The sequence below is a fragment of the Mucilaginibacter metallidurans genome (assembly GCF_003286435.2).
GTDB lineage: Bacteria > Bacteroidota > Bacteroidia > Sphingobacteriales > Sphingobacteriaceae > Mucilaginibacter > Mucilaginibacter gossypii.
The window spans coordinates 3,546,659-3,558,404 of sequence record NZ_CP043449.1 but is presented as its reverse complement, the minus strand read 5'-3'; the positions used below and the strand labels follow the sequence as shown (position 1 = coordinate 3,558,404).

At 42.3% G+C, this 11,746-nt stretch carries 9 protein-coding genes; 8 read left to right on the top strand and 1 reads right to left on the bottom strand.

What is annotated here, in order from left to right; genetic code table 11:
• Positions 1-247 precede the first annotated feature (247 nt).
• From DIU38_RS15060 to DIU38_RS15045, 4 genes are all read left to right on the top strand, one after another.
• Positions 248-1,054: a phosphatase PAP2 family protein gene (locus DIU38_RS15060; protein WP_112651969.1), complete on the top strand. Its 807-nt coding sequence runs from the start codon at positions 248-250 to the stop codon at positions 1,052-1,054.
• A 131-nt stretch (positions 1,055-1,185) separates the two neighbouring features.
• Positions 1,186-1,587, top strand: a complete 402-nt coding sequence (locus DIU38_RS15055; RefSeq protein ID WP_112651971.1) for a BlaI/MecI/CopY family transcriptional regulator — start codon at positions 1,186-1,188, stop codon at positions 1,585-1,587.
• Between the two features lie 11 nt (positions 1,588-1,598).
• Positions 1,599-3,164: a M56 family metallopeptidase gene (locus DIU38_RS15050; protein ID WP_112651973.1), complete on the top strand. Its 1,566-nt coding sequence runs from the start codon at positions 1,599-1,601 to the stop codon at positions 3,162-3,164.
• Positions 3,165-3,315: 151 nt separating this feature from the next.
• Entirely contained in the window at positions 3,316-4,164 is an 849-nt protein-coding gene (locus DIU38_RS15045; RefSeq protein WP_112651975.1) for a hypothetical protein, read from the top strand.
• Positions 4,165-4,330: 166 nt separating this feature from the next.
• On the opposite strand, the gene DIU38_RS15040 is transcribed toward DIU38_RS15045, so the two are convergent.
• On the bottom strand, positions 4,331-4,909 hold the full coding sequence (locus DIU38_RS15040; RefSeq protein ID WP_112651977.1) for a Crp/Fnr family transcriptional regulator: 579 nt from the start codon (positions 4,907-4,909) through the stop codon (positions 4,331-4,333).
• Between the two features lie 135 nt (positions 4,910-5,044).
• Between DIU38_RS15040 and mgrA the strand changes: the two genes are divergently transcribed.
• From mgrA to DIU38_RS15020, 4 genes are all read left to right on the top strand, one after another.
• Positions 5,045-6,043 carry an L-glyceraldehyde 3-phosphate reductase gene (mgrA, locus tag DIU38_RS15035; protein WP_112651979.1) on the top strand — a complete coding sequence of 333 codons (999 nt, stop codon included), beginning with the start codon at positions 5,045-5,047 and terminating at the stop codon, positions 6,041-6,043.
• 432 nt (positions 6,044-6,475) lie between these two features.
• Positions 6,476-7,099, top strand: a complete 624-nt coding sequence (locus tag DIU38_RS15030; protein WP_112651981.1) for an RNA polymerase sigma-70 factor — start codon at positions 6,476-6,478, stop codon at positions 7,097-7,099.
• A 55-nt stretch (positions 7,100-7,154) separates the two neighbouring features.
• A complete protein-coding gene (locus tag DIU38_RS15025; RefSeq protein WP_112651983.1) occupies positions 7,155-8,237 on the top strand; it encodes a FecR family protein in 1,083 nt (360 codons plus the stop codon).
• A gap of 160 nt (positions 8,238-8,397) precedes the next feature.
• Positions 8,398-11,745, top strand: a complete 3,348-nt coding sequence (locus DIU38_RS15020; protein ID WP_112651985.1) for a SusC/RagA family TonB-linked outer membrane protein — start codon at positions 8,398-8,400, stop codon at positions 11,743-11,745.
• Position 11,746: the final 1 nt, after the last annotated feature.

The following is an 11,746-nucleotide window of genomic DNA, read 5'->3' as shown; positions in this document are numbered from 1 at the left end:
TTATAAGGAGTACAGATCAAACATAGGTAATTTTATTTATTGTAAAAAGAACAATTAAAATAAGGGGGGCTGGCCTTTCAATCAATTTTAAATCACATACAACATATTTAACCTAATTTACGTTAACAGCGTGTTAATTTATTGTTTACGCGCTTCAGAAATTCTACAGAATTAAATTGTATAATTGTGCTTACCAGCGCTTAATAAGGGGGATTCTTTGCAAAAGTTTAGGTTTTATTTTATTTCGATGCTATTGGCAGCTTCGTTCTCGCTGTCATCATATGCCCAGGTTAAGGATACATTACAAAAAGATGCTGTAAAAAAGGATTCTTTGCAGAAAGATTCGGCCAGGAATATCCTGACATTGCCCGATACGGTTAAGCACCTTCAAAGTAAGTTTCCGTCATACATACCGCCCGCGGCTTTTATCACTTATGGCCTGCTATCGTTTAAAGTAGGATTTATACGTAATATTGATTATCGCGTACGGAATGATATGAACAAAGATCATCCCGGCTTCCATACCAAGGTTGATAATTATATGCAATACGCGCCTATCGTGTCCGTTTATGCGCTTAACCTGGCTGGTGTTCATGGTAAAAATACATTTATCGACCGTACTATGCTGCTCGTGCTTTCTGAAGCCATATTTGCCGGTACCACTTTTGGCTTAAAACGTGTTACCCACCGTGAGCGGCCCGATGGCTCAGATAAGTTTTCGTTTCCTTCAGGCCATACCGGTAACGCTTTTGTTTCTGCAGAGTTTATGGCCCAGGAATATGGCGACCGCTCGCCCATATACGGTGGTGTGGGCTATGCGTTTGCAACTACCACTGCTATTTTGCGTGTATATAACAACAAGCATTGGTTTAGCGACATCATAGCAGGAGCCGGTTTTGGGATCCTGTCAACCAAAGCGGCTTATTACCTGTACCCGCTTATCCGTAATGGCGTATTCCGTGGGGGGAATGAGAAAGGGAAAAACAATAACTCCTTATTGTTGCCAACTTACCAGGACGGAAGGGTTGGATTAACCTTCGCCAAGAGTTTTTAAACGACTGATCTTATATTTATAATTTACAACCACCTTAATATTAGGGTGGTTGTTTTGTTTTAGAGGAATTTTTTTTCAAGAAAAACAACTTAGCTATTGTAACGTACGTTTTTAATGCATACCTTTGGTTTATGAGTTTGTTTAAAAAGGATATTACTGCTGATTTAACGCCAACCAAAACAGAAATGGACGTTTTGCAGGTGTTGTGGCAGCATGGCCCGTCTACAGTGAGGTTTGTGCATGATAAGCTTAACGAGCAAAAGGAAGCGGTAATTTATACCAGCACCCTTAAGCTGATGCAGGTAATGAAAGAGAAGGGGATGCTTAATCGCGATGAAACCAATATGAAGCACATTTACAGCGCCGCGGTTGAGGAAAGCAAGGTGAAAGGTAATATGCTTGGCCGTTTTGTTGATTCGATGTATAATGGTTCGCCGAGCGATTTGATGGTAGCCCTGTTGGGTAACGACAAAACATCGGCCGAAGAACTCAGAAAAATAAAAGAACTGCTCAAAAACATGGACGATAATTAAACTTTACAGATATGTACCTGCTCCTTAACACCAACACCGTTTCCCACAGCCTGATACAGGCTTTTAGCTGGATGCTGATCCATTCACTATGGCAGGGGCTGTCGTTGTCGGTTATGAGCGCGGTGGTGATGTTCCTCACCAAAAAAGCAAGCGCGGCAGTAAGGTACAACCTGGTGCTTGTACTGTTTTTACTGTTTATAGGGAGCTGTCTGTTCACTTTTGTTTGGGAATGGAACAGGCAACCTGTAACTGCTGAGTTTGGTAATGCTATAGGTAACCGTGCATCGCAGCTATTAAACCTTAATGCTGATGGGATCCGGAATTTTGCCAATACCTGTATCGGTTATTTTACAGCCAATGCACCAATGGTTGTACTGCTGTGGTTTGTGTTTTTCCTGTTCCGGTCTGTACAGATGATGCGCGGGCTTATGTTTATCCATACCGCAAAACACAGGCAGATATCCGAACCTGTTGGGTATTGGAAAAACAGGGTTGAGCTGCTTTGCGAAAAACTGCAATTGAAGCGGGCTGTTCGGCTGCTTGAATCGGGTTATGTGAAAATACCCATGGTTGTCGGGCACCTGAAACCTGTAATCCTGATCCCAGCGGGTTTATTGGCAGGGCTGCCGCCCGAACAGGTTGAAGCGGTGTTGCTGCATGAACTGGCCCACATCCGCAGGCACGATTATATCGTTAACTTTTTACAAACCATTGCCGAAACCGTATTTTTCTTTAATCCCGGCTTATTGTGGATCTCGTCCCTGCTTCGGGATGAGCGGGAAAACTGCTGTGATGATATCGCCCTCGCCCAAACAAAAAACAAACGCGATTTTATACAGGCATTGATCAGCTTTAAAGAACATTCGCTTTACGGTGCAAATTATGCGGTTGCATTCCCTGGTAAAAAGAACCAACTATTGCAAAGGGTAAGCCGCATCCTGGGTAATAGAAACAAAACGGTAACCTCGGGCGAAAAGGTATTTTTGATAAGCGGCGTTATTATCCTTTCGGCTATAATAGCAACCGCAGCCATTGCACAGATCCGGAAAGTGAATTATCCTGAAAACGGCAATAATCATACGTATAAACAGGAACAACGCGTAACATCATTTGCCGATACCCAATCTGCAGCGATTGTTAGTCAAGGAGATAAGCCGAAACATTTAAAACATAAATATCTTGCTGCTGCCCGGAAACCCGTTCATGCAAATGGAAACACAGTTATGGCTAATGATGAAACCGTGTCTCCGCAGGAGCAGCTTGAGCGCGATGCATTGGCAGCAAAGCAGCGGGCCGAACAGGATAATCAGCAGTCGGTAAATAATAAAGCCGCACTTAACCCCGAACAGGAACAAGCCCGCCGTGCACAGGATCAGGCCAAACGTGACCTGGAGCAGGCGCGGCGCGATCAGGAACAAGCCGTGCGTGATCAGACGCAGGCTAAACACGACCAGGAACAGGCCGAAAGAGATCAGGCACAAGCAAAGCGCGATCAGGAGCAGGCAAAACGTGATCAGGCACAGGCTAACAAACTAAAAACGGAACCGATAAAAAGTAAAACAAGCGTTCAGGATTAAGTAAAACCTTTCTTATTTAGTCTGTAAAGCAGGGATACATACTACTTTATAAGCTATAGTAATCAGTCATTTCAATAATCAATTTTAAACTGCCAAATGGGCGGAAATGGAAAACTATTGCCCAATTTTTAACCTTTAAATCAACAGAAAAATGAAAACCAATTATTTAAGAAGTGCTCTGTTGCTGATAGCGGCAACGGCATTAACAACTGCTGCAAATGCACAGAAGCCTGGGAAAAAAACGGCCTTCAACTCTTATAAAAATCACGACACTTTTGATGGTAAGGGGCGGGAACGCATCCAAACTGACTGGCAGGGGAAAACTTACCAAATGGAATTGGCAAACAACAAGCTGGTGGCTTTGGCCGTTGACGGCGAAATTATCCCGTCGACCAAATGGGGTGAATACAGCACAGTTATAGCTGCCATTCGCGAGCAGATCAGGAAGGACAAGATCCAGGCAAAAAAGGATCAGGCACAAGCTAAGCGTGATCAGGAACAAGCCCGGCGCGATCAGCAACAAGCCAAACGTGATCAGGAACAAGCCGCCCGCGACCAGCAGCATGCAAAAGCTGAACAGGAAGAGGCTGAACGCGGCCAGCAACAAGCCAAACGTGATCAGGAACAAGCAGCCAAAGATCAGTTACAGGCCAAACGCGACCAGGAGCAGGCTGCCCGTGATCAGGAACAGGCCAAACGTGACCAGGAACAGGCGCACTTGGATCAAATCCAGGCAAAAAGAGACCAGGAACATGCGGCTGAAGATCAGCGGCTGCTAAAACAGATGACCAGTGATTTGGTGGCAGATCATATTATTCCGAATGAAGAGGTCTTACACGAGCTTTCATTTAACGGTGAAGAACTGATTGTAAACGGTGAAAAGCAGCCCGACAGCGTGTTTAAAAAATATAGCAAAAAATATCCCCGCTTTGCCCAGGGCAATACAAGTTATGAAAATGGCAAAAAGCAGTTTAACGGCTTGCATATTCATAGGAATTAATTGATAGCATGTGTGTTAAGAAAGCATTAACGTCAAATAAAAGCGTCATTGCGAGCGCAGCGTGGCAATCCCCGATTACAGGTGCGCCCTGTAGAGTTTGGGATTGCTTCGTGCCTCGCAATGACGATCTAATATGTCAGCGTGTGAAGGATAGATTGTGAACGTTTTACTTCTTCAAACTCCTCGTCCTCAGCTTACTCAAAAACTCGGGCGAGATTCCTAAATATGAAGCTATATAATGCTGGGGTACCCTTTGAGGAATGCTGGGATAACGGTTGATAAATTCCGTATATTTTTCCATGGCTGTGGTTGCTATGGTTTTAAACAGCCGTTTTTGAACTACCGTTAAATGCCTTTGCAGCATGAGCCTGAACATGCGCTCAAGCTTGGGTATTTCATTAAGTAAGCGTTCTTTTGAGACGCGGGTGAGGATGAGCAATTCGCAATCTTCTAAGGTTTCGATGTACATGCTGCATGGGGTTTGATCCTCGAAACTGGCAAGGTCGCTTACCCACCAGTCTTCAACCGCGAATTGTAGGGTCACTTCTGCGCCGTTTTTGTCGATGATATACTCGCGGATGCAGCCTTTGTTTACGTAGGCTTCAAAATTGCAGATGTTGCCGGCAGTAAGCAGGCGGGTTTTTTTAGGGATTTTCCGATATTCCAATATCTCATTAAAAAGGGCTGTTTCCTCTGCAGTTAAACTTACCGACCGTGCCGCGTAATTATTGATGTTTTGAAACATGGCTCAAATATAAGCGCGGTTAGGGTTACAACCGCAAACATCAGGCCGCTAAATAATTTCATTTCTTGTCCCAGTTCAATGGATTTTTAAGATAGATAAGTCAATTTTGCCTCATATAATTCTTATTAATCAAATATGACCTATCTACCCAATCAAAACCGTTACCAGGATATGGAGTACCGCCGTTGCGGTTACAGTGGTTTGAAACTGCCGGCAGTATCGCTTGGCTTATGGCATAACTTCGGCGGTATCGACAGCCTGGAGAATGCCCGTAACATTTTACGTTTAGCCTTTGATAAAGGCATCACCCATTTTGACCTGGCCAACAACTACGGCCCGCCGCCGGGCTCGGCCGAGGAAACTTTTGGTCGTGTTTTTAAAGATGATTTCAAAAACTATCGCGATGAACTCATTATTTCAAGCAAAGCCGGATGGGGTATGTGGGAAGGCCCGTATGGCGACTGGGGCTCAAAAAAATATTTGGTAGCCAGTTTAGATCAAAGCCTTAAACGCATGGGGCTTGATTATGTAGATATTTTCTATCATCACCGTCCTGACCCTGAAACCCCCATCGAAGAAACTATGGGCGCGTTGGATCTGATAGTACGCCAGGGCAAAGCTTTATATGTTGGGATTTCAAGCTATAGCGCTTCCGAAACAGAAAAAGCTGTCGCGGTGTTGAAAGAGCTGGGTACGCCATGCCTCATCCATCAGCCTAAATATTCCATGTTCGACAGATGGGTTGAAGGTGGTTTACTTGATGTGCTGGAAGATAAAGGTGTTGGCTGTATTCCGTTTTCGCCACTGGCCCAGGGTTTATTAACCAATAAATACCTGAAAGGTATCCCCGAAGGCTCACGGGCTGCGGCTCATCGTGGTAATGGTGCTATTGATGAAAATGCTATAACCGAACAAAATATAGCCAAAGCAGCAAAGCTGAATGAAATTGCATTGCAGCGCGGTCAAAACCTGGCACAAATGGCCTTATCGTGGATCCTGAAAGATAAACGCATCACTTCGGTATTGATTGGTGCAAGTAAGCCGGAGCAGGTTACAGATTCTATCGGTTGTTTGGCCAATACATCATTTAGTGATGATGAGTTAAAGCTGATCAATAATATACTGGCGTATTAGTGTCAAGTTCTGAGCCTTAAGTCTTCAGTTCAAAGTACAAAAAAGAAAAGTCTGACTAAAGACTTATAGCTAAAAAACGCAGGCCCCGCCGAAAGCCGGGGTTTTTTTGTTGCAAGTTTTTGCAAAATCTATTCGGGCCTTATATTAATTATTGTTTAAATGACACTTTATTGATAAGTTAATATGCCTTGAAAGAGCGAGAAGAGTAACTAATTTTAAAGTTGAATTCTTAACAGATGCTTTCGTTAGTTATCTTTTGTAAAATAATTTAGCAGGGTGTTTTTTGGGTATTTGATTTTTTACTAAAAATATTTTAATTGTTTTTTGAACAATTAAAATAAATATTATACCTTAGATTTTCATTAGCGTGATAACCTCGCTTTAATGAAGCCAATTATATTAATTTAAACCATACTTAACCCGTGCCGGGTTTTGATCAAAGTAATTACAACCGATAAGGAGATGCTGGACACCGAGATTAGGTACTTGCTTAATGACATTGCTTTAAACAGCAGCAGGGCTTCCTTTAAAAGGCTTTACTTATTTTACTATGGTAAATTGTTTAGCCTCGCAAAATCGCTGGTTAAACAGGATGAACTGGCTGAAGAGATCACCAACGACGTTTTTATGAATCTGTGGACACGCCGTGCCTCGTTGCCTGAAATCAATAACTTTACTTATTACTGCTATACTTCGGTTAAAAACAAATCGCTTACCTGCCTCGCAAAAAATCAGCTTAAGAGCGTAAATATTGATGATGTGAATGTGGATGTTGCTGATTCTGGCGCTACCGGTGAAGATAAACTGGTTTGCGAGGACCTTACCAAACTCATCAGTACTACATTAAGTAAACTATCCGACCAATGCCGCCTTGTTTTTAAGCTGATAAAGGAAGACGGCCTGAAATACCGCGAAGTAGCCGATTTACTTGATATTTCCATAAAAACGGTTGAATACCATATGGGCAACGCGTTAAAAACCCTTGCACAGGGGTTAAAAGACACTCAAAAAACGGCAATATCAGCCAGTCCCGAAAAAATTTCAAAAAATATTTAATTCTCCACTGGGGTATCCCGATTATTTACAGTCTTTATATATAGAGCCGTAAATAATGATCAACAACATCTGGATACTTATTGGTAAAAAGTTAAATGGTGAAGCTTCGCCCGAAGAGTTACTTGAACTTGAACAACTGTTACAGCAACAGGGGGATGCCATTATGTACCCGATGGATAAGCTGGAGGAGATTTGGAAAAACGACCAGCAAATTGCCGAGGATGAAAAACTGCTGAGCAAGTGGGCTGCTTTTGACGCCGAACTTGATGCTGTTGAAGAAAAGGAAGCTGAAGAGGCTGCGCAGGTTATCGCTGTTCAAACCAAAAAGGAAAAAGCCAGGATCATTAAACTGGGCTCATTGCTGGCCGCGGCCTGTTTAATGTTGGGCGTTTTCTGGTTTACCCGTAAAGAAACCATAGTGCCGGGAAAGCCCAATGAAATAACTGCCCCTAAAAATGGGATCAGTAAAATTCAGTTGCCCGATGGTAGCCGTGTTTGGCTCAATATGGGCAGCAAGCTTACTTATAATAATGATTTTGGTACCGAGCAAAGAAAGGTATCCCTGGTGGGTGAAGCCTTTTTTGATGTAGTTAAAGATCCGCAGCGCCCTTTTGTAGTTACTACCACAACCATTAGCATCAGGGTGTTAGGTACTAAATTCAATGTGCGTTCATATAATAATGACAAAACATCCGAAGCCGCACTCATTCGCGGTAAAATTGAACTTACCATTTTAAAAAATCCCGAAAAAAAGATCATCCTTAACCCATCAGAAAAAATTACGGTAATCAACAACCAGGAACCGCAACTTAAAAGTAATACCCCAACATATAAGATAGCCGAAGAAACTCCGCTTATAGCACTGAGCCGTATCCACCAGGCCAAAGAGGACACCTTGCCATCAGAAGCCTTATGGCTTGAAAATAAACTGGCCTTTGACGCTGAAGACTTTGAAAATATCGCCCAAAAAATGGAGCGCAGATATAATGTGAACATCGTTTTTGAAAATGAGGATATAAAAAAGCTGCGCTTTACCGGTAAGTTTGAAAAAGAATCGATTAATAAGGCTTTATTGAGCCTGCAGAAAACGGCGGCGTTTCATTATAAAATTGACACTAACCAAATTGTAATTTATTAATTAATAAACCTTTATGAAATAGCCTATGCGTAAATAAGTATCAAATCTTAAACCATAAAAAATGGGAAGATGTTCCCGCATCCCCCCATTATAATGTGGTACAAGTTAACTACCAGTCCTTCTATAAACCAAATAGTTAAAATAACCTTAATGCTAAATTATGAAAAAAAATGCACACCGCATTAACCCATTGCGGCTGAACCAATTTTTGAAAGTACTTCTTATGTTTAAATTTATCTGTATCCTGGTGCTCGTCTCCTCATTGCAGGCGTTTTCAAAGGGATATGGTCAGACCAAGATCAACGTAAATTTCCAAAATGTGTCCCTGAAGAAGGCACTTAAGGAGATAGAAAAGAAGTCTGATTATCGCTTTTTGTATAACGACGATATGTTGTTGAAAAACGATATGCCCGCCAGTTTAAATACAAAAGATGCATCGCTTGAAGAGGTGATGAAAATTGTACTTAGCAACACTAACCTTAATTATACGCTGAGCGATAATAACCTCGTTATCCTTACCGAAAAAGGCAAGGCAATGGCTCCCGGCACTATTAACGGTAAAGTTACCGACGAGACTGACTTGCCCATGCCTGGTGTCACAGTAAAGGTAAAGGGCACCAATGTAAGCGCCCAAACTGATTTACAGGGGCGTTATACATTAAATATTCCCGATAACAATACAGGTAGTGTAGTACTTGTTTTTTCGTTTGTTGGCTATGCCTCGCAGGAAATAACAGTTACTGGTAACTCCTTGATCAATGTACAGTTAAAAGCAGCATCCAACTCGTTGAACGAAGTAATTGTGGTTGGGTATGGTACACAGAAAAAAGAGAACCTTACAGGTTCGGTTGCTGTGGTAAACCTTAAAGATGCCAATAAACGTGTAACACCTGATGTTGCCAGGGCTTTGCAAGGCCAGGTTGCAGGTGTGCAGGTAAATGGTTCGGGTGTACCGGGCGAAGGTGTTTCTATACGCATTCGTGGTGTAAGCTCACTTAACAGCAATAACCCGCTGTTTATAATTGACGGAGTTCCAACATTTGAGCCTTTTGACTTCCCGAATACTGATATTGAAAGTTTGCAGGTTATAAAGGATGCTTCGGCAGGCGCAATTTATGGGTTCAGAGGTGCTAATGGCGTAGTTATAATCACCACCAAAAAAGGTAAAAACGGCCCCATGAAAATTAATTATAACGGTTATGCGGGCTTTCAGAAAAACCCTAAAACGTTATCTGTTACCGATAGGGTTGGCTATCAAAAAATCGCTAATGCAGCTGAAACTAATGCAGGTTTGTCTTTAGCACCAGGTAATGATCCGTCATCAAGCAAATTTATTAGCAATGTAAATACCGACTGGCAAAAATCGGGCTTCAGAACAGGCTATACACAAAGCCATGACCTTGGTTTATCCGGAGGTAACGATAACATGAGCTATAACGTTGCTTTTGATTACTTTAATCAAACTGGTACAACGGTATCCGGGCCCTCATATACCCGGTATAACCTGAGCGGCAATATCCAGGGCAAAAAAGGTATCGTATCTTTCGGTACTAAATTTGCCTATACCGAAGGTGATTATAATAACCTGGCATATCCGCACCTGCACGGTACAGGTAACCAAATAGTCGACTTGGTTACTGCAATTCCTACCATGCCTATTTATGATCCTAATCGCGTTGGCGGTTATGGGGGCGTTGATCAAAATACACAAAGGGCTATCTCGCTCAATATTATAGGTGTCAATAATTTATTGAACAGCACAGGCCAGCGTAACCGTATGATGGCATCGGCCTGGATGGAGGTAGATATACTTAAGAACCTAAAATACCGCATCAGCGGAAGTTATGACCGCAACGATTTCAGAAACACTTATTTTGATCCTATTTATGATTTGGGCTGGTTTTATCCTAATACAACTGCTTACTACAGTGATGCCAGAGGCAACTATTATACCCAATTGATAGAAAACACGCTGAGCTATAAACTGAATGTTAAAAAGCATAATTTTGAGATTTTGGCAGGTACCGCATATCAGAAAAATGCTACCAGCAATTTAACAGGTGTAGCATTAAACTTGCCCCAGCCTTATTTATTCTCACTTGACAACGTAAGTAACCCGGCTAATAAAACCGCTTACAGCAACAGCTTTATTACCAAATTTTATTCGCCAATATTTGCGCGTATCAATTACAATTATGATGACAGGTACCTGTTAACCTTTAATTATAGGCGCGATGGCAGTTCGCAACTTACGCAACAACACCGTTATGGGAATTTTCCGGGAGCATCAATCGGTTGGAACATCAATAAAGAAAAATTTATACACCTGCCAGAGGCTATTACGCAATTAAAACTTAAAGCCGGGTACGGAATATTGGGTAACATAAACGCTTTATCTAATCCATATCCTTACCAAACCATTGTAAATGGAAATGCAAGCTATGTGTTTGGTAATACACTTGCTACAGGAACGACCCAAACCCAGGTGTTTGACCAAACCAATAAATGGGAAGGTAAAAAAACAACCAACATCGGCCTTGATTTAAGCTTGTTTCATGATCAGCTTGCATTTTCATCAGAGTATTATATCAATAAAATTACCGGTGTATTGTTAGGAGTGCCTATTCCGCCTTCGGTAGGGGCAATTAATACGCCGCTGGTTAATGCCGCCTCGTTTACCAATAAAGGTATCGAGTTTACGGTAACTTATCGCAGCAGGGATACCGGTCCGTTCAATTACACCATTAGCGCAAATGCTTCAACCGTTAAAAATAAAGTAACATCATTAGGTAATGGTGGTAACCCGATATATGGCGCGTACAGCAAAACAGCAGTAGGCGGCGAGGTAGGCCAGCTATACGCTTTTAAAACTGAAGGCATTTTTAAAGATGCAGCCGATGTAGCCGCCCACGCCACCCAAACCGGCGCGGCCCCGGGCGATGTTAAGTTTGTTGATACCAATAAAGATGGCTTAATCAATGATGCCGACCGTGTTTACTTAGGCTCGGCCATCCCTAAATTATACTATGGTTTTAACTTCAGTGCCAATTACAAAAACTTTGACGCGTCAGTATTTATACAAGGCAATTATGGCAGTAAAATAGCCAACGGGGTGTACCAGGCATTAATGACAGGCCAATATACTAATGCCAGCACCGATGAGCTGAACTTTTGGACACCAAATAATACTAATACCACCGTGCCGCGTCCAATAATCGGCGATCCTAATGCCAATAACCGCAATTCCGACAGGTTTATTCAAAGCGGCTCATATGCCCGTTTGCAAACCGCGCAATTGGGTTATACCTTGCCGGTATCAGTATTAAACCGCACACACGTTTTCCGGAGCGTAAGAATTTACTTGTCGGGCCAAAACCTTTATACCATAACCAAATACAAAGGTTACGATCCTGATTTTATTAATGATGGTACCATTAACCGCGGTTTTGACTACGGTTCGTTCCCTAACCCCCGCACTTTATTGGTTGGTTTACAGGTAGGCTTATAAT